The 22,452-nt window shown below is 43.7% G+C and carries 17 protein-coding genes and 1 tRNA gene; 1 reads left to right on the top strand and 17 read right to left on the bottom strand.

Annotated elements, in window-relative coordinates:
- Nucleotides 1-22: 22 nt before the first annotated feature.
- From ACOSV2_RS16455 to ACOSV2_RS16425, 7 genes are all read right to left on the bottom strand, one after another.
- The gene (locus tag ACOSV2_RS16455) at nucleotides 23-1,207 is read right to left on the bottom strand and encodes a phosphoglycerate kinase (RefSeq protein WP_428976082.1); all 1,185 of its coding nucleotides are present in this window, start codon (nucleotides 1,205-1,207) and stop codon (nucleotides 23-25) included.
- A 182-nt stretch (nucleotides 1,208-1,389) separates the two neighbouring features.
- Nucleotides 1,390-2,397 carry a type I glyceraldehyde-3-phosphate dehydrogenase gene (gap, locus tag ACOSV2_RS16450; RefSeq protein ID WP_113969132.1) on the bottom strand — a complete coding sequence of 336 codons (1,008 nt, stop codon included), beginning with the start codon at nucleotides 2,395-2,397 and terminating at the stop codon, nucleotides 1,390-1,392.
- A gap of 56 nt (nucleotides 2,398-2,453) precedes the next feature.
- A complete protein-coding gene (locus tag ACOSV2_RS16445) occupies nucleotides 2,454-3,473 on the bottom strand; it encodes a sugar-binding transcriptional regulator (protein ID WP_428976081.1) in 1,020 nt (339 codons plus the stop codon).
- Nucleotides 3,474-3,622: 149 nt separating this feature from the next.
- Nucleotides 3,623-3,868 (bottom strand): glutaredoxin family protein, encoded by a 246-nt coding sequence (locus ACOSV2_RS16440; protein WP_428976080.1) that lies wholly within the window; start codon nucleotides 3,866-3,868, stop codon nucleotides 3,623-3,625.
- 94 nt (nucleotides 3,869-3,962) lie between these two features.
- The gene (gene rpoN / locus ACOSV2_RS16435) at nucleotides 3,963-5,303 is read right to left on the bottom strand and encodes an RNA polymerase factor sigma-54 (RefSeq protein WP_428976079.1); all 1,341 of its coding nucleotides are present in this window, start codon (nucleotides 5,301-5,303) and stop codon (nucleotides 3,963-3,965) included.
- Nucleotides 5,304-5,636: 333 nt separating this feature from the next.
- On the bottom strand, nucleotides 5,637-6,236 hold the full coding sequence (locus ACOSV2_RS16430) for a 3'-5' exonuclease (protein WP_428976078.1): 600 nt from the start codon (nucleotides 6,234-6,236) through the stop codon (nucleotides 5,637-5,639).
- Between the two features lie 318 nt (nucleotides 6,237-6,554).
- Nucleotides 6,555-6,626, bottom strand: a tRNA-Arg gene (locus ACOSV2_RS16425).
- A gap of 705 nt (nucleotides 6,627-7,331) precedes the next feature.
- On the opposite strand from ACOSV2_RS16425, the gene clpP reads away from it, so the two are divergent.
- On the top strand, nucleotides 7,332-7,928 hold the full coding sequence (gene clpP, locus ACOSV2_RS16420) for an ATP-dependent Clp endopeptidase proteolytic subunit ClpP (protein WP_113969137.1): 597 nt from the start codon (nucleotides 7,332-7,334) through the stop codon (nucleotides 7,926-7,928).
- Nucleotides 7,929-7,979: 51 nt separating this feature from the next.
- On the opposite strand, the gene ACOSV2_RS16415 is transcribed toward clpP, so the two are convergent.
- The 10 genes from ACOSV2_RS16415 to rapZ all read right to left on the bottom strand — a co-directional run bounded on the left by ACOSV2_RS16415 (nucleotide 7,980) and on the right by rapZ (nucleotide 22,422).
- The gene (locus tag ACOSV2_RS16415) at nucleotides 7,980-10,850 is read right to left on the bottom strand and encodes an ATP-binding protein (protein ID WP_428976077.1); all 2,871 of its coding nucleotides are present in this window, start codon (nucleotides 10,848-10,850) and stop codon (nucleotides 7,980-7,982) included.
- Nucleotides 10,837-11,208, bottom strand: coding sequence for a response regulator transcription factor (locus ACOSV2_RS16410; protein ID WP_428976076.1), 372 nt, complete (start codon nucleotides 11,206-11,208; stop codon nucleotides 10,837-10,839). The genes ACOSV2_RS16415 and ACOSV2_RS16410 overlap by 14 nt, the downstream gene beginning before the upstream one ends.
- A 2-nt stretch (nucleotides 11,209-11,210) precedes the next feature.
- A complete protein-coding gene (locus ACOSV2_RS16405) occupies nucleotides 11,211-14,444 on the bottom strand; it encodes a hypothetical protein (RefSeq protein WP_428976075.1) in 3,234 nt (1,077 codons plus the stop codon).
- Nucleotides 14,441-15,820, bottom strand: a complete 1,380-nt coding sequence (locus ACOSV2_RS16400; RefSeq protein ID WP_428976287.1) for a glycosyltransferase family 2 protein — start codon at nucleotides 15,818-15,820, stop codon at nucleotides 14,441-14,443. The genes ACOSV2_RS16405 and ACOSV2_RS16400 overlap by 4 nt, the downstream gene beginning before the upstream one ends.
- 29 nt (nucleotides 15,821-15,849) lie before the next feature.
- On the bottom strand, nucleotides 15,850-16,812 hold the full coding sequence (locus ACOSV2_RS16395) for a HEAT repeat domain-containing protein (protein WP_428976074.1): 963 nt from the start codon (nucleotides 16,810-16,812) through the stop codon (nucleotides 15,850-15,852).
- Nucleotides 16,813-16,897: 85 nt separating this feature from the next.
- On the bottom strand, nucleotides 16,898-18,499 hold the full coding sequence (locus ACOSV2_RS16390; protein ID WP_428976073.1) for a GGDEF domain-containing response regulator: 1,602 nt from the start codon (nucleotides 18,497-18,499) through the stop codon (nucleotides 16,898-16,900).
- A gap of 783 nt (nucleotides 18,500-19,282) precedes the next feature.
- Nucleotides 19,283-19,540: an HPr family phosphocarrier protein gene (locus ACOSV2_RS16385; RefSeq protein WP_397552775.1), complete on the bottom strand. Its 258-nt coding sequence runs from the start codon at nucleotides 19,538-19,540 to the stop codon at nucleotides 19,283-19,285.
- A gap of 27 nt (nucleotides 19,541-19,567) precedes the next feature.
- Nucleotides 19,568-20,512 (bottom strand): DNA-binding protein WhiA, encoded by a 945-nt coding sequence (gene whiA / locus ACOSV2_RS16380; protein WP_428976072.1) that lies wholly within the window; start codon nucleotides 20,510-20,512, stop codon nucleotides 19,568-19,570.
- Between the two features lie 57 nt (nucleotides 20,513-20,569).
- Nucleotides 20,570-21,532: a gluconeogenesis factor YvcK family protein gene (locus ACOSV2_RS16375; protein ID WP_428976071.1), complete on the bottom strand. Its 963-nt coding sequence runs from the start codon at nucleotides 21,530-21,532 to the stop codon at nucleotides 20,570-20,572.
- Nucleotides 21,529-22,422: an RNase adapter RapZ gene (gene rapZ / locus ACOSV2_RS16370; RefSeq protein WP_428976070.1), complete on the bottom strand. Its 894-nt coding sequence runs from the start codon at nucleotides 22,420-22,422 to the stop codon at nucleotides 21,529-21,531. The genes ACOSV2_RS16375 and rapZ overlap by 4 nt, the downstream gene beginning before the upstream one ends.
- Nucleotides 22,423-22,452 lie beyond the last annotated feature (30 nt).

The raw sequence follows: 22,452 nt of genomic DNA, 5'->3' as shown, positions 1-22,452 counted from the left end.
ATTGTTGGTCTTTGAAAAGCGATTATTTATCGTTAAGAGCCACTACTCCAGGAAGTTCTTTTCCTTCCATGAACTCTAGTGAAGCTCCACCACCTGTAGAAATATGACTCATCTTGTCAGCAAATCCGAATTTCTCAACGGCTGCTGCAGAGTCACCGCCACCGATAACAGAATATGTATCTGTTGCATCGGCTAACGCCTCAGCCACGGCTTTCGTTCCATTTGCAAATGTTTCTAATTCGAATACACCCATCGGTCCGTTCCAGATGACAAGCTTAGAGCTTTTGATTGTGTCCTGGAATAACGCTCTTGTTTTAGGCCCGATATCAAGTGCTTCCCAATCAGAAGGAATCGAATCGATATCCACTTCCTCCGTATTTGCATCATTTGAGAAGTCATCAGCAACGACTACATCGACAGGCATAAGGAATTTAACACCTTTGTCTTCTGCTTTTTTCATGAATTGCTTGGCTAAATCAATCTTGTCTTCTTCTAGAAGGGATTTTCCTACCTCATGGCCTTGGGCTTTCACGAATGTGTAAGCAAGTCCTCCGCCAATGATCAGGTTGTCCACTTTATCTAATAGGTTGTCAATGACACCGATTTTATCTTTTACTTTTGCTCCACCAACGATCGCTGTAAATGGTCGTTCAGGGTTGGACAGGGCTTTCCCTAATACGTCCAGCTCTTTCTCCATCAGGAGGCCCGCTACAGCTGGAAGATGCTTCGCAATTCCTTCAGTAGAAGCATGAGCACGGTGAGCAGCACCGAATGCATCGTTTACATAAAGATCAGCAAGAGCTGCAAATTCTTTTGCAAGTTCAGGGTCGTTTTTCGTTTCTCCCGGGTAGAAGCGGACGTTTTCCAGTACCAGAACGTCGCCTTCAGCCATGTCGCTGATCTTGGATTGAACAGCTTCTCCATACGCTTCATCCGCTTTTGCTACCTTTTTCCCAAGAAGTTCGGAAAGTCTTTCGGCTACCGGGGTTAAGCGCAGCCCTTCCACGACTTCACCTTTAGGACGACCTAAGTGACTAGCCAGAATGACTTTAGCTCCGCCATCCACTAAGTACTTAATAGTTGGAAGTGCAGCTTGAATACGAGTTTCATCTGTAATCTTGCCCTCAGACATCGGTACGTTGAAGTCTACACGGCAAAATACGCGTTTTCCTCTTACATCGACATCTTTAATCGACTTTTTGTTCATCGTAAAAGGCCTCCTTTAGTTTTCAATTTCTACATCTTTTTCAAAAAAATAGAAATAGCAATAAGAAAAGGGAGAGGGGAATCTTCCCCGCTCCCCTTCATCACATCTTCATTATAGATGGTGGGACAAAATTTATCCATCAATCACCATACTAATGATGTCAATTTACAAAATTTTATCGATTAAAGTCCTTTAGAAGCGATAAACCCTGCAAGGTCAACTACACGGTTAGAGTATCCGCTCTCGTTATCATACCAAGAGATTACTTTTACCATGTTGTCTTCTAGAACCATTGTAGATAATGCATCGATTGTAGAAGAAGCCGGGCTACCGTTGTAATCAGTAGATACTAAAGGCTCTTCGCTGTAAGCAAGGATTCCTTTAAGATCGCCTTCAGCCGCTTCTTTAAGCGCAGCATTCACATCTTCAGCTGTTACGTTCTTATCAAGTTCAGCAACTAAGTCTACTAGAGAAACGTTTGGAGTTGGAACACGAACCGCTCCACCATTCAGTTTCCCTTTAAGCTCAGGAAGAACAAGAGATACAGCTTTCGCAGCACCTGTAGTTGTTGGAATCATGTTCTCAGCAGCTGCACGTGCACGACGGTAATCTTTATGTGGTAAGTCTAAGATTTGTTGGTCGTTTGTGTAAGAGTGGATCGTTGTCATCATTCCACGCTTGATTCCGAATTTATCGTTAAGAACTTTAGCGAATGGCGCTAAGCAGTTTGTTGTACATGAAGCGTTAGAGATAACATCGTGGCTAGCCGCGTCATACTTGTCTTCGTTAACACCCATAACCACTGTGATGTCTTCATCAGATGCAGGAGCAGAAATGATGACTTTCTTCGCACCAGCTTCGATATGTTTCGCTGCGTCAGCACGCTTTGTGAAACGTCCAGTAGATTCAACAACGATATCTACACCAAGATCTCCCCAACCAAGTTGAGCAGGATCGCGCTCAGCTAATACTTTTACTTTTTTACCGCCAACTACAAGGTAGTCGCCGTCAACAGTTACTTTCTCTTGAAGAGTTCCGTGAACTGTATCATATTGTAAAAGGTGAGCAAGCATGTTTGCATCAGTTAAGTCATTAACCGCTACTACCTCTACGTCGTTATTTTTAAGTGCTGCACGGAATACATTACGTCCGATACGTCCAAATCCGTTAATACCAATTTTTGTTGCCATGAATAATTTCCTCCTTTAGATAGTTAAGGATGATTTTTTTTATATTTCAAAAGGGCTTACCCTTTTAAAAGCTCTCTTGCGGCTCCCTCATCCGTGATAAGCACGGTTCCCGTAGGAGCACTCTTCATATACGCCCGAATCGCTTTCGCCTTCGAGCTGCCGCCTGCGACGCTAATGACGTTTTCGATGTGACTTAAATCTTCTAATTGCAGGCCGATCGTTGGCACCTTATGTACCACTTCACCCGCTTCGTTAAAATAATAACCAAATGCCTCCCCGACAGCATGACCATCCGTGATTTTCTCAAAGTCCTCATCAGTGGTCTTTCGTCTTTCAGCCATTGTGATAGCATCCCCAATCCCATGGAGAACCATGTTAGCCGATTTGATCAAATTTAAAACTTCTTTGATCATCGGTTCCTTCAAGAAGGACTTGTATACTTCTTTACTAACCTGATCCGGCACATATAAAACACGATGTCGCGTTCTCGTATGCTCAGCCATCTTGGCACATATGGTGTTAGCCTGGTTTTTAACGTCTTCTCCAATTCCACCCCGAGCAGGAACAAACAAGGTTTCGTCAGAGAAATCCGGTGTAAGCATCTCTGCTACAGCGGCCATCGTCGAACCTCCAGTCACAGCGATGATAGTATTTCCTTTTAGGCGACGTTTCATACTAGAAGCTGATGCACGCCCTAATTCTTCTTTTACCCAAGGAGACTCATCACTATTCCCAGGAACGATTACAATTTCATGAAGATTAAGTAAAGATTTTAATTCCCGCTCCATTACGTTGATTCCCGAAACTTCTCTCATCATGGTTTCAAGGCTTTCTAAAAGCTGAATACCATCCTCCGTCATAATCATTCCAGAGGTTTTGATATCAATGAGATCTTGATTGTTCAGGAATTCCACTTCGCTTCTCAGTACGCGTTCGGTCAGGCCCATGTTCTGAGCAAGACTTCTGCGCCCGACAGGCTGCATGAACCGGATGGAACGAAGAATCTGATGCCTTTTTTGCATAACTTCAAGCAGGTCAGGTAATAATCGCTTTTGTATGTCAATTAAAGATTCCATATAGAAAAGCTCCTTCAAATGAAGTGCGTGGATATGATGGACTTATAAAGTCCCACATAGACATATTATGTCCCACTACCTCCAAAAAAAATTCATCCCTGCTTTCAAAATTCATTTTATCAGGGTATGAATCGGAATTCAACTAGAAACTATCGGGTTTTTTCATGTAAACGCTTGCTGAGCGTAAAATAATCAATTTGCCCATATTGTAGGATTTCCCCGTCCAGTTCCACGACAGGGATCATGAGTCCGAAACGTTCGGTCAGTTCATCAGTTTCCTCGATATCGATTTCGATTGTCTCGAATCCCAGTTCATCCTGGAGGAGCTTTAATGTGATTTTTGCGTCTTCGCATAGTCCGCATTGGTTTCGCGTGTAGAATAGGACTTGTTTCATCTTGGTTCCTCACTTTGTGCTAGGTTGTGGTGATCGGGAATGGATATGTGCGGTCTGTGATTTGGGCTTGTGCCTGGCACCGACCCAAACCGATCTATTCATATCTCTTCCTCATCGTGGAAGAAGCAATCCCTAATTGATCGCGGTATTTAGCGATCGTCCTTCTTGATACATCATAGCCTTTATCCAATAAAAGGTTGACCATTTTCTGGTCTGATAGTGGTTTCTTCTTGTCTTCTTCATCAATCAGCTTTTGCAGCTCATTTTTCACGCTCGTCGCGGATACCGTTTCGGAATCCTCAAGCTTGACCGATTTGATGGCTGAGGTGAAGAAATACTTCAATTCATAAATTCCATATGGTGTTTGCATATACTTTCCTTTTACAGCCCGGCTTATAGTGGATTCATGAACATCGATTTCATCAGCCACCTGCTTCAAGGTCAAAGGCTGGACGGCTGATGGTCCTTTAAGAAAGAAGGCTTTTTGCTTTTCAGCAAGCATCTTCCCTACTTTCAGGATTGTCTGCTTTCGCTGCCTTAAACTTTGCAGCAGCCACTGGAAGTCCTGCTCCTTTTCCTGAAGATAGGACTGAACTTCCTTATCAGGGTGACGCTCAAGGAAATCTGTGTACTCTTCATTATATGTGACGTTAACGGTTGTGCCATCATACAACGATACGGCCACGGTATGACCATCGATCACCTTCACGACCAGCTCAGGAATAATGAATTCAGCGATATGCTGAGAATATTTTGAGCCGGGTCTCGGATTGCAATGTTGAATGAAGTCAGCCGCCTTTTGGATGTCTTTAAGCTCTACCGAAAGATCCTTGGCGATGACTTTCCACTTCTTTTCGGCAAAGTTTTGAAAATGATTCTCTACAATCCTTGTAACCAGAGGAGGAACATCGGCTTTCCTCTGCAACTGAAGGGATATGCACTCCTGCAGGGATCTCGCTCCTATACCGGCTGGTTCTAATTCCTGCAGCCTATTAATATAGTTATCTAGTTGAATCACTTCCAAACCATGTTTATGAATGAAGGATTCTTCGTCTACTCTTAAATATCCATTGTCATCCAAGCTGTATATTAATTCTTCCATTATCTTTCTTCCTGAAGAAGTAAGCGATTTCAAATTTAATTGAACAGATAGTGCATCCGCAAGGGACTTCTTTGGTACGGATACATATTCATACCAATCCACCGTGTTTTCGTGATTTCCGGCATTTCGTTTAAACGTATGAGGCTCTCGTTGATGAAGGGGATCTTGCTTTGGCGGTTCTAATTGTATAAGGGGATTCTCTAATTGCTTAGCTTCTATATAAGCATTCAGTTCCATCGTTGAATATTGGAGGATGGTGATGGCTTGAGAAAGCTGCTGTGTCATTTGAAGTTTTAATTGTTGATTTTGAAAAAGTCCTGCTTTCAAATTCATGATTCGTAACCTCCCATTCATTTATTCTACAATAAAATTGGTGGTTCGTTAATGGGAATTCGTTGGTAGTTGGTGGGTTTGTACTATATATATGTCTTTTCTCTCAAAAACTTTCACGAGGATAGCAGTAGTTGATTTCCGCTGCAGGTGCTCGCTTTCCGCGGGGCGTGAGTTGAGCACCTGCAGCGGAAATCAACTGTCAGAGTGTGGGTGTTCTCCATCCATCTCAACACCAATCTCTTAATATATTCAATAGAAACTGATAACAAAAAGCCCCCTGGAGGATGCCACAATTGAATATCATTATAAGATAAAGATTCTCGGAAAGTTGAGTTATTTAGCAGATTTACTTACTAGTGAAGAGCGATAGATGCCTTCGGATATTTCTCCCGGTTTAATTCGAGTCTTATTGTAGAGAGAATCAAAGTCCGTAATCTTGTACTCTTCTCCTAGCTTTAGCATTAATTGAGCGCATGCTTTAGCATCATCTGCAGCATGATGGTGATTATCTAATTCGATTCCAAAATAAGTACAAATAGATGATAGCTGATAGGCAGGAAGACCCTTCACCATTTTTCTGGACATTTGATATGTGCAGAGAAATTGGTTGTATACGGGCTTCATTTCATAACGAGCTAAATTATCCCTCAAAGCGTATCCATCGAAGGAAAGATTATGAGCAATCATCAACTTATTCTCTATTTTGTCCTTGATAGAATGATAGAAAGCATCGAACGTCATCGCGCCTGCAACATCTTGTGGTTTAATTCCATGTATTCTGATATTAAACCTATCAAATCCTTCTTCCGGATCGATTAATTGGTAAATGGACTCAACAATTTCACCATTTTCTACAAACACCATTCCGACTGAGCATATACTGTGTCTTGCACGATTAGCCGTTTCAAAGTCAAAAGCTACAAAATCTTTCACACGAATCCACCATCCCGGTTTTAGATTATTCTTCTTTGCAATATCAACGAGTTTCCTCTTCTTTTCCTCACCTCTAAATATTCTGGTGCAGGGCGAAACACCTTCTTGCAAAACCAATAAATCTCAACAAATAAATCTTTATTACCTTTTTGTAACCTATGTATAAAACACAAAACTGATCCGGCACTTCCTCAAAATAGGTATATTATATAATTATACAATATATAGAATTAAAACACCCTTAATCTCAGAAACGAAAAAAGATGCCTCCACAAATTAATAACTTGTAGAAACACCTTCATATCAGTATTACTGGTACGCCCTCGGAGGGAATCGAACCCCCATCTCAAGAACCGGAATCTTACGTGCTATCCGTTGCACCACGAGGGCATGAAATGAATAACCGTCACGAATACATATTATAAGCCAGAAAATGCTTGTTTGCAATAGATATTCTCGTTTATGTCTTTTTTAGATTATCCATTAATATCTTTTAAAAAATGCAGTGGGAAGTTCTTTGTAATTAGTTAACTCTTCAAGATCTCCTGTACTCTTTATCAATCCTATTAAAGAACCACAGAGTGTATTGAAGCGGAAGGCACTTGACTCCTGCGGGAATAGCGGGAAAGTACGAAAAGCGTAGGCGGCTCGCACAGCCCCGACAAGCATAAGATGAATGGGCCTAGAAGGCGTTCTTTGCCTTCTTGGCCCATTTAGCTTATGACCTCGAGGGGCTAGCCGCCGGAGCTGGAAAGTTGAGACCCCACAGGGCAAAGCCCGAGGAGGCTCAACTCACGCCCCGGGGAATCTTGTGCCTGTAGCGGAAAGGAACGGTCTATGATTCACTCTATACTGTTTTAGAAGGTAGATACATAATTCACTGAAATTGATCTTCTACTAACTTAAATAACAACAAACTTACCACATTACCCCCGTTTAAAAAAGGAATGAATGGGTATCATGTAGAAAGGATTTATATACAGGGTATTAAAGGAAGCGTTTAGTTTGACCTTTATTGACCATGGGTGTATGATAACAGTACAAAGTGAATAAGTAATTCAGAAAAATAAAAAGGATTTCTAAGGAGGAACGAGGATGAATTTAATTCCTACAGTAATTGAACAAACAAACCGCGGTGAACGTGCGTATGACATTTATTCACGTTTATTGAAAGACCGTGTAATCATGCTTGGAAGCGGAATTGATGACAATGTGGCAAACTCCATTGTAGCACAACTTCTTTTCCTTGAATCTGAAAACCCGGAGAAGGATATTTCGATTTACATAAACTCTCCTGGCGGAAGCATCACGGCAGGTATGGCTATCTACGATACAATCCAATACATCAAGCCTGATGTACAAACGATCTGTATCGGTATGGCTGCTTCAATGGGTGCGTTCCTTCTTGCAGCAGGTGCAAAAGGTAAGCGATTAGCCCTTCCAAACGCTGAAGTGATGATACACCAACCACTTGGTGGAGCTCAAGGTCAAGCTACGGAAATCGAAATCGCAGCGAAGCGAATTTTATTCCTTCGTGAAAAACTGAATCAGATCCTGGCTGATCGCACAGGTCAACCACTTGATGTGATTTCAAAAGATACAGATCGCGATAACTTTATGACAGCTGAAAGAGCGCTTGAATATGGATTGATCGATCGCATCATCACTCGTAATGATATGAATAATAAGTAAGAATACTGAACCCCCTCATGGATTCGACCATGAGGGGGTTTTTATTTTACTCTATTTCGATCGTATTTCCTCAACCGGTACTAAAATCTCACCGTTCATCCCTTTTTTCAACATCTGATGTAAAATCGTTTTAGATAACTTACTAGGGTGATATGGTTTGACTAAATAATCATTGGCTCCCAGCGTAAGTCCTTTTTCTTTTTCATCTAACGCCGAAGAAATGATAATCGGTACTTGGGCAAGATGTTGGTCCGATTTCATTTTTTCAAGTACATCCCATCCCGACATGCTGCCCTCGAGCATAATATCGAGGACAACGGCATCAGGCTTCGATTCCTGCATTTCCATCAAGGCCTCATTTCCTGACGGGGTGTGCTGCACCTTGAAACCACTATCCGACAGCTCTGCTTTCAGTAAGGATGCAAGATTGATATCGTCTTCAATGACGATGATATTCATCCCATTCCCGCAGTGTTCATCCTCTTTAAAGGTTTGGATGGTCACGAGAGGTAAGCGGATGGTAAACACGCTTCCTTTCCCCTCCTCTGATGAGACAGTGATTTCCCCATCATGGGTCTCGATGATTTCTTTCACAATGGTAAGACCTAAGCCCGTGCCTCCAATTCTTCTGCGGTCGGAGTTGTCCACACGATAAAATTTGGTGAATAAGTTTGGAATCGCATCATTTGGTATGCCTAGCCCTTCATCTCTTATATCTATGAGAATACTATCTTCTTCTTCCCGTAAATAAATCGTAATGGTACCCCCATCCGGAGAATATTTGATGGCATTGCTGATCAGATTGGTGAATGCCTGAGACAATTTATCCCGATCTCCAAGGACGATCGTACAATCCGTCTCCCTTGCAATATTAAAAGAGTGATGGGGTGCATTGACCTTTTGGGTATCGATCACTTGCTGCATGATCGGGACGACATCCTCAAATCTCCTCTCGAAGGTTTGGCGTCCCGACTCCATGCGCTGGACATCAAGGAAATCGTTGATGAGGGACGTCAGCCGCTTTGCTTCTTGATAAATCGTCGTTAAATATTTCTTTGTTCTTTCCGGTTTTAAGTCCTTCGTCAGCATCAGTTCCGTAAAGCCAAGCACGCTCGACAGCGGGGTGCGAAGCTCATGACTGACCGTACTGACGAATTCTGATTTCATTTGATCGACTTCGAATTCTTTCGTGATATTCCGGTGGACGAATATGGTGCCGATCTGCTCCTGCCCACGATAAAGAGATTCGGAGTATACCTGGAAGACTTCTTTACTGTCCACCAGATGATAGGTAAGAAGATGTTTACCTGTCTTCCCTTCTTTCACGATGGCCTCATAATATTCATCCAGTTTTTCTTTGTTTTCGACCCGATCGATCAGTGCCTGCTTCCATGTTTGATAGCATGCCTGTTGAAGTTCATCGATCTCCCCTTCTATCAAGGCCGTTAATTTCGTATTCATTAATAAGCTGTTGCCGTCTTTATCGATGAGTTGTATTCCTTCTTGAATATTATTCAGGATACCCTGCGTTAATTGACGGTTGGCCTCTGTTTCTTCAAACAGGCTGATCTTTTGCAGGGAAATGGAAATTTGCTTTGCCAGGCTCGTGTACTCAGCCAACTCCTGCTTATTGAAATCATTTCCGAAACGGCTGAACACCATGATGGCTTCCACTTGTTGATCTGCGGAAAGGACTGGTAAAAATAAGTCATACGAGTAAAGGGTTTCTTCATGATACCCCTTCTCAGGAGGCAGCATTTCCCGCTTGAGGGAGAAAGGTTCTCTCGAATCGAATAATCGTTGATGAATCCCGTTATAAATGTACGTCAAGAACTGTGCAGCACCATTTTGAGAGATCCCAAATGACGCATTGGACTTTTGCTCATCCATGAGAACAATCATGCCCCGTGAAGCCCCCATCACCTGACTCATACTCTTCACAATGCTTTCCAGTACCTCTTGTTTGTTCAGGGAACTCGAAATTCCATGAATGAATTCGTTCCGGCGTTCGAGCTGCGACTCCCTGTTCTTCGTCATATTCAGCAGATGCTCAAGTTCGGACTGCTGGGATTCCAGCTCATCCTGCTGGGCCTGCAGTTCTTCATTTTGGGCCAGGAGATGCTCTTCCTTCTCCTGGATTTTATAAATCATCTTTTCGAATGCCCTGGACATCTTACCGATTTCATCTTTCCGTTTATTCTCAAACGTCCACTTTTGGTATGAATCGTTTTCTGCAATTTGTTCAGCGGCAGAGGCCACCTGGTTGAGAGGATGACCGATTTGTTTTGCAATCATTCTCATCAATCTCATCAGAACCAGCAGCATTAGAAAAATGAAGATCACAAAAGCCGTTTGACTTAATGACTCTTTCCGTTTCAACTCATCATACGCACTTCGCTTGCTTTGTTCAATGGAGTCCGCATACCCATTGAGCTGGGTTTGGAACGTTTCGATTGTAGCAGTGGCTCCGGCTGCCGAAGCCTCTTTCACAGCCTCTATATCCCCCTCTTCATAATCACTGATGATCCGCGGCGCCAAATCCTTGAAATAAAGATTGGAAAATTCCTCTACATCTTTAAAAAAGAGTAGATCTTCCTGTTCTGTTTCTAATCCTTTTAATTTCTTTAACGTGTCATCCACTTTTTTCTCTTGATTAAAGATACTTTTTTTGAACTCCTGCCTTCCAAATGCAAGATATCCCCTCGCATCAAAGAAGGCCTTTTGAAAATCTCTGTCCAATTGTTCAGCCAGGTCTTCTTTTTGATTCAACAGATTCCTCTGAACCTCGTACTCGTTCGTAATGAATTGATCATACAAAGACAAGAAGGCTGCCCCGATGAAGAAAATGACGATGAAGCCGCTCATCATTCCGATGAATTGATTGCGTAAGCTTGTTTGAAATAATTCTTTAATTTTCTTCATTCAATATGTCCTCGATCCTCTGAACGAGTTCTGCCGGACTGTACGGCTTGGCGATGAAATAATCGGCTCCCAATTTCAACACGAGGTCCTTGTCCGATTGCTGGCTCTTGGCAGAAACCATCATGATTTTCACCGTACTTTTTTCAGGTGAATTCCTCACCCTTTCAATCACTTCCAGACCAGTCAAAAGAGGCATCATATAATCGAGGAGAATGAGATCATAGTCATTCTCCATGATGTGATCGACCGCTTCCCGGCCATCGGCTGCTTCATCGAGCTCATGTCCCTCGTCTTCGAGTGTATCCACCATCAACATCCGGAGGACTTCTTCATCTTCTGCAATCAGAATTCTCGCCATTTTTATTCCCCTTCTTTCTCAAATGCTTTTTTCATTTCATAGTAGGATTGCTTCAATCTCTCATGGGAGGTCGGCTGGTCCCATGTATCCCAGGAGTACGGATGAAATTTTGCGGGGTTGATGAATCCATCCCCGGTACGGGCAGGATATGAGAAGACCTTGCCTCCATCCCTTTCGTATAAACCGACCCTGATGGACTCCAGGGTCGTTGAGCTTTGCAATCCTTTACCTGACCATATATCCCCCATCGCTTCTTTAAGGCTTGGGTCCTTCACATTCAGTAGCTGCCAAGGAATACGGATTTCATATCGCCCTTGAGAGGAGTCAACGCTGATATCCGTCAAAGAATCATACGCTCTATCCCGAGGATTCGAGGTCCCGAACTGGAGGACACCTGTTTCATAGGACTGAAACGGGATGTTCTCCCCTCCTACATCCAATGATTTGTTCAACGTCAACCGGATCGGATGATACTCCCCGTTGTTTTTCACTTTCGCATATTTCTCTTCTTCAATCATATGAAGGACATGCCCATACTGATAGTGATGGGTGTCATAATAGCTGTCGACCCACAAACGTGCCTCCTTCTCTCCCTTTATGTGAAGGGCAAAGTCCACTCCTTTTGTGGATACATCCTTCACATTCGGAATCGTGGATTGACCCTGATCTTGAATCGTGTCAAAGAGTAGATAGGTATCTTTCTCTTCAGAAATCTGTTCTGAATCGACCCGTATATAGACAAAGCGTTCATCACTCGTCACATAGAGGCTGTGTCCATCTTTGTCAAAAGCAGGTTTGATCCCATTAAAGGTCCAATCGTCGGTCCTTCCGTCCACGTGGATCATGCTGGTTTTACTCGAGCCCGGATCAAAGCTCAACATTCCGAACTGCTGCTCATTGGTTTGGGCATTTTGCCAGAACGGACGTCTGTCGGGGTTGTCATAGTCCATCGTATTCCACGTCCGTTTGAACCACTCATCCTGCCAGGCGAACACCATTCCACCGGCCATTTTTTCTTCCACGATATCCTCGAATAATCGCCGGTCGATTTCACCTTGTTCTCTTTCCGAATGATGACCCTGATCCATGCCGTAGACGTTTTCATGTGTCAGTCCCCGTGATCCCGGGACACCGAACTCCGCTACGACTAACGGCATGGAGTGTGCTTTCTTCATATCATTCAAATAGCCTGCATAGTTGTTCTTTTCTCCCCGTTGGTCGATATAATCGACATACTCCGGCTCGTAATTCAGAAAATCGGGATAATACGGATAAATATGATAGGAAGCAAATAAACCCGTTTTCAATTTGTCGGTGCCCTTCATGACGTTCGGATTCACAGACACCATGTCTTCTTTCTCCAGGGGTTCACTTGGATGATCCAACAGATCGGTCGTGACCCAGTTCGTGAAGCTCACAGGCCTTTGCCATTGATACGTATCCGTTTCATATGCGATTCCTTCATTCATTCTTTCAGTGAGCCAGATTTCAAAAGGCTGTGCCTTTTCCGTCTCAATGTATTCTCCCTTGAAATCCTGAAGTCCTTTATGCTTTTCATTTGTCGCAAGGACCACTTCGGGATCCCACTCCACCCCGAAAATCCAGCCAAGGACGTAAGGGGATATGTCATAGGTGTAAGATCCGGACGCATGACCTTTTCGTTCCGGTATTTCAGCATTCCCATGCACGAGATCAATGGTCTTCTTGATTTCTGACGAAAGTTCGTCGGTGTTTTCCTTTGCAAAGGCATCCTCGGACCTTAAGAAGATCTCTTCATTGACCCACACGCCGTGGAATAAATACAGCGGTTTTTCTGCCATTTGATTGTACTCGTAAAAAGCTTCATAAAATTCGGGAGGATGGATGGTGTAAATCCGGAGGGAGTTCGCATTCATCGCTCCGATCTGCTTGAACCACCTCAGATATTCCTCTTTGGAAATGGCGGTTTCGCCGGGAAAAGAACCCGGCCTTGCAATCCCCATATTCACCCCTTTTATGAGGAGGTCCTCCCATTTCCCGTCCTTCTTCACCTGAATGTAGTCTGTGCCGGTTTTCCCAGCGAGCTTCAGATCATTTTCTTTGGTGACTTCAACGGTTTGGGTCTCCTTAAGGTCACCACCCTTTTGAATATCCTTAAGGATCGCCGTCATTAGAGGAGTATACGCCTTCCAGTAAAATTGTGACGTGTCATCCGGGCTGGATGAACCCGTCCATTTTCTCCAGGAAGTAAATCCCACGGTCTGGTACAGATCGGGCACATCCGCCTGATCCGCATAATCACCGCTGAAATAGTAAGTATTGTATTGACGGTTCTCGCCGTGAACAACAGCTGGGAATGTAACCGGCAGATTCAAGGCTTTCATGGTGTCCTTCCCGCTCTCTGACAGTGACAGCGTATAGTTGGCCATGACCTCATCAGGGTTGATCGCTTCTACGATATCAAACCAGTATGAATAAGGCGTGCTGATTTCTTCGCCGATTAACTCTTCGCCCTCAGGAGTGGTGGAAAAAACGACACCTTTCTTCCCGATGTCATCCTTATCCAACACCACCAACCGGTCACTTTCGTCCACGAGCACATAACCCGGTCCCGTGAACTGATACGAGTCACCATATTGCTTCTCGTAGTTATCCCTCACCCATTGAGGCACTTCGCTATTCGTCAGTTCAGGGAAATACCTTCCGATCCACCCCGACCACTCCAGATTGAACAGGGAATAGAATTTCTTCCTTGTTGCTTCTTCCGTAGGCTGGGCCATGGAATTGAACTCGGCGATCAATGTCTTCCCATCGTTCACCGCCATGTCTTTCAATGCGTCCATATCCTGGTCGGTCAAGCCTCCGTAAAGCTTGGAGGACCGCTTGCCAGAGACATTTTTATTATGGAACTCCTCTTCATACACACCATATGTATCGGCTAGGTAGACCGCATCATACCGGTCGGTGGATGAAGGGATATTCTTAATATCATAGGTTTGATCCTTTTTCGGAACAAATCCAATATAATCTTTCTTTAAATCGTAATGCTGCCCATTCGTTTGCACATATTTCTGCTGATTCAGAAACCACATCAGCCCTTTATGCTCACGGTACGTCGTATCAGGGACCGTTTTATCAATGATCAGAAGGTCCAGTTCCTTCTCATTCTTAACCTGCCAGAGCCAAAAAGGGGCAGACACCAGCAGGACGATGCCTGCGATGAACAAGACAAATGAATAAGATTTCAGCTTTGTCATTTCGAAACTCCTTTTCTCGCCATTTCTCCCCAGCCCCTTTTTTTGCGGATCACGTCAAGTATTCCTTCACAACGCCATAAAACGGTCAGCGGACGGTACCATAATGTCTCGGTTAACGAATAGACGAAAAGCCTTCCGATATCGGATGCTTTCGGATACTTTCGGACGGACCATTCTTCCAGGAGCACGGCGGCCATGGACAGGATCGATCCATACAGAATTGAGAGGAAGAATAATAGAATCGCAAATTCCAGATAAACTCCGCCGAGAAATAGAGATAGAATCATAATTATATATCCCATCAATTCTACAACCGGGCCAAAAAATTCTATGATCAAAAAATACGGCATGGAAACCATCCCGATCGAACCGTACTTGGGGTTGAACAGAAGGCGGCGATGAATCCAAAGGCTTTCAAACAAGCCTCGATGCCACCTGCTTCGCTGACGGCGCAAGTATTTCAGAGATTCCGGTGCTTCCGTCCAGCTCACAGGATCCGGTACATACACGATTTTTTTATCTGCTTTCTGTTCCTTCACATACCGGTGGAGCCTGACGACGAGCTCCATATCTTCCCCCACTGTGTGGGAGTATCCTCCCGCGTCCACGACCCAACGTTTCGAGAATACCCCGAACGCACCTGATACAATCAGAAGAAGATTGTGCCGGCTCAAGCCGATTCTTCCCATAAGAAATGCCCTTAAGTACTCGATTACCTGCATCACAACAAGAGGGGATCTGGACAGACCCACCTTCACAATTTCCCCGCTTTCGATTTCGCATCCGTTGGCGATTCGAATACTTCCCCCGGATGCAATGACCTCACCGTCGGACTCGATGATCGGTTTCATCACTTTCAGGAAGGCCGTCCGCTCCAGAACCGAGTCTCCATCTATGGAACAGAAATAAGGATAATTTGATACATTGATTCCGGCATTCAAAGCATCCGCCTTGCCTCCGTTCTCCTTATCGATCACCAGTAAATTATTGTACAGCCTGGATTGGTACACAGCCTTAACCGGCTGTGTATCCAGCTGCTCTCGAATCACCCACTTAATCTTCACCAATTGAAAGGATTCCACGAGTTTTTCCATGGAATCATCGGTTGAACCATCGTTTATGATAATGATTTCGTATTCAGGGTATTCAATACTGAGCAATGACCTTACCGTGGCCATAATGCCGACTGATTCATTGTAAGCAGGGACCAGGATGGAAACCGGCTTCGTTTGATGGAGATGTAAGAGCTCTTCGTAAGGCTCCCAATCATCCAGTCCATAGGTTTTCCTTAATTGAAAAAGGGATATCACGAGGAGAATCGTATAAAAAGAGATGACAAGAATCATATAAATGAGGACAAACCCTCCAACCGACATCAGGGTACTTCCCCACTCTGCTGTTACCTTCATGAAACCGCTCCCCTTTCCAACCACTGCTCTGCCATATCCCTGGCATATTCATCTTCTGCATGATCAGCAATTTCCCTTAACACTTCTTTTCCGTTTTCCAGGCGCAAAAGGGATTGAGCCGCTTGAGAACGAACGTAAAAGGACGGGTCACTCATAAGCTCCGTTAAGTAAGGAGTCAATTGCTGTGAACGGATGTACTCACACGCCTTAATGGCCATCAGCCTTTCCTGCCATGAATCTGCACGCAGGTGAACTGAAAGTCGCTCAACATCAAGGTAATATTCCATGCCTACCACTGCCTTCAAAGCCCGGATCTTTAGTTCCGCGGAGCCGTCTTCCAATAGTCTTTGAAGGAAAGGTACATGCTCCATTCTGTTCCTTGTCCCGATTGAATCGATAAGGGCAAACCTCATCACCTCAGGCAGTTCTTCAAAAACATGTACCAATGGCCCGAACTGTTCTTTCCTTAACTGGTGAAGCAGGAGACTGTATTCAAACTCCGTCAGCTCATGCTTCGGCTCTATTAATCGTGCGAGCAGATCTTCCTCCTCAAACATCACAGCTAGCTTTAATAGTTGGATCTCTTCCGCCTTACTTACACTTTTTGAAGCATGAAGCTCACTAAGCGGTTCTACCATACTCTTCATCTTAAAGTCCTGGATCCAATAGAGGGCATTCATCCTGATACTCCATCTCCTGTGTCTAAGCTGAGAAAGGATAAACGATTGAAAGTGCTCTTCTGCAAATCCTTGTAATCGTTCTTGAATGTCATCAGAGGCAAACATTTTTGAAAAACCGGCCAGTAATTCCACTAATGCCCTGATCTGTAAGGGGGAACGATCTTTCAAACTTTCACTCTTGACCCCTTCGTGCAGAAATTGAAAGAGTGCTAACTGATATTCTTCTTTATACTGCTCGATATGTGCCCGATTCTTATTATCTATTGTCTTCTTTATCAACAAGTACAGGCACAAACCCGTTAACAGCACCAGTAAACCGACTAACACAATAAAAAAATAAAAAAGCTCCTGCGAGAACACTGATCTATCTCATCCTTTTCAGCATTTGTCCTAAACGTGCCTCAAGCTCTAGTAGTTTAAAAGGTTTCGTCATATAATCATCCGCACCAAGCTGGAGTGATCTCGAGATGTCCCTTTCACTCTTCCTTGAAGTAAGCATCAACACTTTGTAACGATCTGAATCACTCTTCTTACGGAGCTGCTCCAGTACTTCCAGGCCATCCATCTTCGGCATGACCCCGTCCAAAATCACAAGACAAGGATCTTCCCTATGCCAGTCCGACCCGATAAACGCTGCTCCATCTTTAAATGTCTGGATATCGTACTGAATATGCTGTTCAGAAGGCAGCTTCGACACAATATCCTTCATCACCGTCCGGATGATGGGATCATCATCTACGATGGCGATTTTCATACGTTTATGGGGAGTATGCTCACTTGCTTTATTGTCAATCTTCACCAAGTTCCTGCCACTGCTTTTCGCTTCATAAAGTGCATTGTCTGCAAGCTTCAGCCAAGTATCAAACGGTTTCATCGGATCTGAAATTTCTGCCACCCCCGCCGAGAATGTGCAGGAAAAGGACGGATCTGCCTGAAACACATATTGGCTGAACCCTTCTCGTATTTCATCTACAAACGAGCAGGCTTCTTTAAGGGATGTATTAGGGAATAAAATGACAAATTCTTCCCCTCCAAAGCGAAAAACGATGTCCTGAATTCTGGTTTTGGACTTTAATTGTGAAGCGAACTCCTTCAGCACCCCATCCCCTACAAGATGTCCGTACCGGTCGTTCACACCTTTGAAATAATCAATATCGAGAACGGCCACACTGTACGGATCCCCAGTACGAGACCAGTCACCCTGAACCTGGGCATACGCCTGACTCAAGTATTTACGATTATAAACAAGGGTCAATTCATCGATCAATACGAGCTCTTCCATTTGCTTCTTTCTCTCCATCTGTCTTTCCACACGCACAATAAACTCATCCAGATCGAAAGGCTTATGGATAAAATCATCTGCTCCCATCCGATAGCTTTTCATCCGGACTTCCTTGCTATTGTCCACACTCACCATGACCGTCGGAATAAACTGCTGCTTTAACTTCTTCTTGAAGAAATCCAGCACCTCGAATCCATTCGTCCCGTTCATATAAATATCGATAATGGCACAGTCCGGCCTTACATCGTAATAAGACATGATGGCCTTTTCCGGGTTGGCAATCGGGACCACATACCATCCGATTTTCTCCAGCTCTTCTTTCATATACATAAGGAAAGATGTATCATCATCGATTATAAGTACGACAGGCTCTTCCCCTGTTCGACTTTGTTTGCCGGGGAATACCTCAGCCGATTCCTCCTCATAGTGATAACAGAATTGGATAATGTCGAAGAGCTCTTCCTTCACTTCTGCGATTGTCCACGTCCGCTCTTCTTTTTCATTGTACTGACCCATCAATTCCCGGGCATGATCCCCCATTTTATGTAAGCCAAGAATCGAAGCCGAGCCCGCCATGGAATGGATGAACCGGTAAACATCCTCATGGGCCATGACTTTGGCAGACTCCCATTCTTCTAACTTTTTTCGAATATTATTAAAGAAATGCTTTGTGTATTTTTCCATTCGGCATCGTCTTCCTTTATCGTAAACTTCTTTATTAAAAGCTCTTTTCGCAGAGATTGTTGTTTTCTAACATATAATCTGCCAGGGCTCTGTCAACCAGTTTGTGCTGGATGGTGAGGGGAACTGCTCTCTTTACAAGAGGTTATTTACCAAGGTAGCGTCTTTTAATTTATTTAAAAGATAGTTCAATGACGATCTATCAGTAACATTAAATTTTCTTTTACTCCTTTGTAGATAGTTTGTTTTGGGAACAAACGCTCTACATACCTACAATAGGAGCATTTTTTCTTTTTTGTATCTATACTTATATCAGTCAGAATGTAGTAGCACATAGTGGATTGTAGCGGAAGGCACTTTACTCCTGCGGGAAATAGAGGAAAGGTTGAGACCCCACAGGGCAAAGCCCGAGGAGGCTCGACTTCCTCCCCGGGGAATATTGTGCCTGGAGCGGAAAAGAACGGTCTATGTTTTCACGCTACCACTCATCTAAAACAGAAATTCACTTTTGGTAGTGATTTATTCCAAACTCATTTTATTATACTCCCGCACTCTCTAGTTTAATAGGTGGAGATTGGAAATATTATATGTCTTTTTTGCTATTTCACTTTACAGTATCCTGAAAAGTAAATGTAACAAAAAAGCAGGGATACATCCATCCTCAATGTGAAATATATGGAAAAGGGTCCTAAAGAAGTAGCTGATCCATTCTTGAAAAAAAAAAGAACCAAAAAAAGCTGATAACCACTCCCTGGTCATCAGCTTTTCATCTGTATGAAGTTGATCTTATGCTTCTTTTTGAACGAATCCTTCAAGGGCAACGAGTGCTTCTACTTCGTCGCTTCCGTCCGCTACCAGCGTAATGGAAGTACCCGTGGAAATAGCTAAACTCATTAAGCCCATGATGCTTTTCGCATTGACCTTCTTCCCATCCTTTTCCAAGAAGATTTCAGATGAGAAGCGGTTTGCCTCCTGTACGAATAATGCAGCCGGTCGTGCTTGAAGACCTGTCTTCAATTTCACTTCTACTTGTTTTTCCACCATAATCATTTCTCTCCCCTTTGTCCTTATTTATTGCATCTTTTCTCCCGCTCTGAGTTTCTCAGCAAGCTGATCAATTTTACGTAAGCGGTGATTAATCCCTGATTTACTGATGGTGCCGCCTGACACCATTTCCCCTAGTTCTTTCAACGTGACATCTTGATAATTCACCCGTAATTCTGCTATCTCCCTTAATTTATCGGGTAATATCTGTAAGCCTACATGCCTTTCAATGAACTTAATGTTTTCGACCTGTCTTAAGGCCGCACCTATGGTTTTATTCAGGTTGGCCGTCTCACAGTTCACAAGGCGGTTTACGGAATTTCTCATATCCCTGACAATCCGTACATCCTCAAATCGCAGGAGGGCATTGTGAGCCCCGATGATATTCAAGAACTCCGTGATTTTCTCTGCTTCCTTCAAATACGTAATGAAGCCTTTTTTCCGTTCAAGGGTTTTACTATTCAACCCGAAGGTATTCATCAGTTCGGACAACGCATCGTTGTGTTCAGAATAAAGAGAAAAAACTTCTAAATGATATGATGAGGTTTCCGGATTGTTAACCGAACCACCTGCAAGGAACGCTCCCCTCAAATAGGAACGTCTGCAGCATTTCTTTTTGATCAAGTCTTCCGATATATTATGGATAATAGTGAAATTTTCACCCAGGATTTTCAGTTCCTCAAGAATCTTCTTCGTATCTTCTTTGATTCGTACAATGTAGACATTGTTTTTCTTCAGCCGCATCTTTTTTCGTACCAGAAGCTCTACAGGGGTGTCGTACCCCTTTTTGATCAAGGTATAGATTCTTCTGGCAATGGCGGCGTTTTCGGTTTGAATATTGACGACGAGCATTTGATTTGAGAATGACAACGAGCCATTCATTCGGATCAATGCGGATAATTCTGCATTCGCGCAGCAATCTTTCACTTCAATATTGGTCAGTTCTTTTTTTGTTTCGGACGCAAACGACATCCCCATCACCTCCTAGCAAACGCTTGCACAACCTTATACAAAAGAAATTTTTGTATTTTAACTGGTTGATTTTTTAAGATAAGAATATATGATATCAGCGACCTTCTCCGTGTTATGACGAACAAGATGGTTGTCATAGGAGAGGATCTCTTCTGCAATCACTTCCAAGCCCATGGACTTTAATTTTTCTAGATCAAAGTGAACGGGCCTCGCTTGTTCTTCCTTATAACGGGCCTGCACCTCTTTCGGTACCTGCTTTTTGTTGACCAGGATATAATCAATGCTTGGTGTTTCCAGGTGATCGTATAAAGCCTTCACATGGTCACTTGCTGAATAGTCCAGTGTTTCCCCTGCCTGGGTCATGATGTTGCAGATATACATTTTCTTCGCTTTCGCCTCGCATACCGCATCACCAATCCCCGGAACAAGGAGATTGGGTAAAATACTAGTATATAGGCTTCCCGGTCCCATCACAATTAAATCGGCTTCCTTGATGGCACGCAAGGTTTCACCCAATGGCTTGATGCTATCCGGCTTTAAGAAGACCCGTTTGATCTTCTTCCCGGCTTTCGGAATGGCCGATTCACCAGTGACAATCGTCCCATCCTCCATCTCCGCCTTTAAGATGACACTTTGATTCGCCGAAGGCAAGACCTTCCCCTTCACATTCAATACTCTGCTCATTTCCTGTATCGCATGAACAAAATCACCTGTAATGGAAGCGAGGGCAGCAATAATCAGGTTTCCTAACGCGTGACCGGAAAGTTCATTCGTTGTTTCAAAACGATGCTGAAACATTTGTTCCACCAGTGGCTCCACTTCTGAAAGGGCAGCCAGGACATTCCGTATATCTCCCGGAGGAGGAATATCCAAGCTGTCCCGCAAACGACCTGAGCTGCCACCGTCATCAGCGACAGTGACAATGGCCGATATATCGATAGGGTGTCGTTTTAATCCACGAAGAAGGACGGGCAAGCCCGTTCCTCCTCCGATCACGACGACCTTGGGTGTATGTGTCATGTTGTTAGACCCTTTCTCTTCTGAATATCCCGATGAGAAATTTTCGTTTGATAGTCTTTTTCAAAATGATGGCCAAGATATTCTGCTAATGCAACCGATCGATGCTGCCCGCCTGTGCATCCTATCGCGATCACAAGCTGGCTCTTTCCTTCCCGCTTGTACTGAGGAAGCATGAACGACAGTAAATCGGTTACTTTCTCGATGAATTTATTCGTTTCATTCCATTTCAATACGTAGGTGGACACTTCTTCATCCAATCCCGTTTTCGGTCTCATATGATCGATATAGTGAGGATTTGGCAGGAAGCGTACATCAAACACCAAATCGGCATCGATCGGGATCCCGTGCTTGAAACCGAAAGACACGACATTCACCGTGAAAATCGTCTTCTTGTTCACCGAGAATTCCGTTAGAATCTTTTCCCGAAGCTCTCTTGGCTTCATGGTTGAAGTTGTATATATTAACTGCGCACGTCCTTTTAGTTCTTCAAGGAGCTCTCTTTCCTGACGAATCCCTTCAAGTGGCAGACCTGAAGGAGCGAGCGGATGAGAACGGCGCGTTTCCTTGTATCGTCTGACAAGAGAAGAATCATCTGCATCAAGATATAAAACCTGCGGTGTCACCCAGGAGGTTTCCGCTAATTCATCCAATGCTTTAAATAGATGATCAAAGAATTCCCTTCCCCTAAGGTCCATCACAAGGGCGACCTTATTCATTTTATTACCGGACTCTTTCATCAGTTCCAAAAATTTTGGCAGAAGAGTCGGCGGCAGATTGTCCACACAGAAGAATCCCAAATCCTCGAAGCTCTGAATGGCAACCGTCTTACCAGCTCCGGACATCCCTGTTATGATTACTAATTGAACATCGTTTGTAGAACCTGTACTCATACTCTTCCCCCGCTTTTATCGTAATGTTGT

The sequence above is a fragment of the Rossellomorea sp. DUT-2 genome (assembly GCF_052665285.1).
Note: the sequence above shows the minus strand (reverse complement) of the source record. Positions and strands in the feature narration are given on the sequence as shown.

Excerpts from the sequence above, each read along its gene's own strand:
- ACOSV2_RS16390 (WP_428976073.1), bottom strand. The coding sequence starts at position 18,499 with ATGGAAAAATACACAAAGCATTTCTTTAATAATATTCGAAAAAAGTTA.
- gap (WP_113969132.1), bottom strand. The coding sequence starts at position 2,397 with ATGGCAACAAAAATTGGTATTAACGGATTTGGACGTATCGGACGTAAT.
- ACOSV2_RS16400 (WP_428976287.1), bottom strand. The coding sequence starts at position 15,820 with ATGTCGGTTGGAGGGTTTGTCCTCATTTATATGATTCTTGTCATCTCT.
- ACOSV2_RS16405 (WP_428976075.1), bottom strand. The coding sequence starts at position 14,444 with ATGACAAAGCTGAAATCTTATTCATTTGTCTTGTTCATCGCAGGCATC.
- whiA (WP_428976072.1), bottom strand. The coding sequence starts at position 20,512 with ATGTCGTTTGCGTCCGAAACAAAAAAAGAACTGACCAATATTGAAGTG.
- ACOSV2_RS16410 (WP_428976076.1), bottom strand. The coding sequence starts at position 11,208 with ATGGCGAGAATTCTGATTGCAGAAGATGAAGAAGTCCTCCGGATGTTG.
- rpoN (WP_428976079.1), bottom strand. The coding sequence starts at position 5,303 with ATGAATTTGAAAGCAGGACTTTTTCAAAATCAACAATTAAAACTTCAA.
- ACOSV2_RS16440 (WP_428976080.1), bottom strand. The coding sequence starts at position 3,868 with ATGAAACAAGTCCTATTCTACACGCGAAACCAATGCGGACTATGCGAA.
- ACOSV2_RS16445 (WP_428976081.1), bottom strand. The coding sequence starts at position 3,473 with ATGGAATCTTTAATTGACATACAAAAGCGATTATTACCTGACCTGCTT.
- ACOSV2_RS16375 (WP_428976071.1), bottom strand. The coding sequence starts at position 21,532 with ATGACACATACACCCAAGGTCGTCGTGATCGGAGGAGGAACGGGCTTG.
- ACOSV2_RS16455 (WP_428976082.1), bottom strand. The coding sequence starts at position 1,207 with ATGAACAAAAAGTCGATTAAAGATGTCGATGTAAGAGGAAAACGCGTA.
- ACOSV2_RS16415 (WP_428976077.1), bottom strand. The coding sequence starts at position 10,850 with ATGAAGAAAATTAAAGAATTATTTCAAACAAGCTTACGCAATCAATTC.
- clpP (WP_113969137.1), top strand. The coding sequence starts at position 7,332 with ATGAATTTAATTCCTACAGTAATTGAACAAACAAACCGCGGTGAACGT.
- ACOSV2_RS16385 (WP_397552775.1), bottom strand. The coding sequence starts at position 19,540 with ATGGTGGAAAAACAAGTAGAAGTGAAATTGAAGACAGGTCTTCAAGCA.
- rapZ (WP_428976070.1), bottom strand. The coding sequence starts at position 22,422 with ATGAGTACAGGTTCTACAAACGATGTTCAATTAGTAATCATAACAGGG.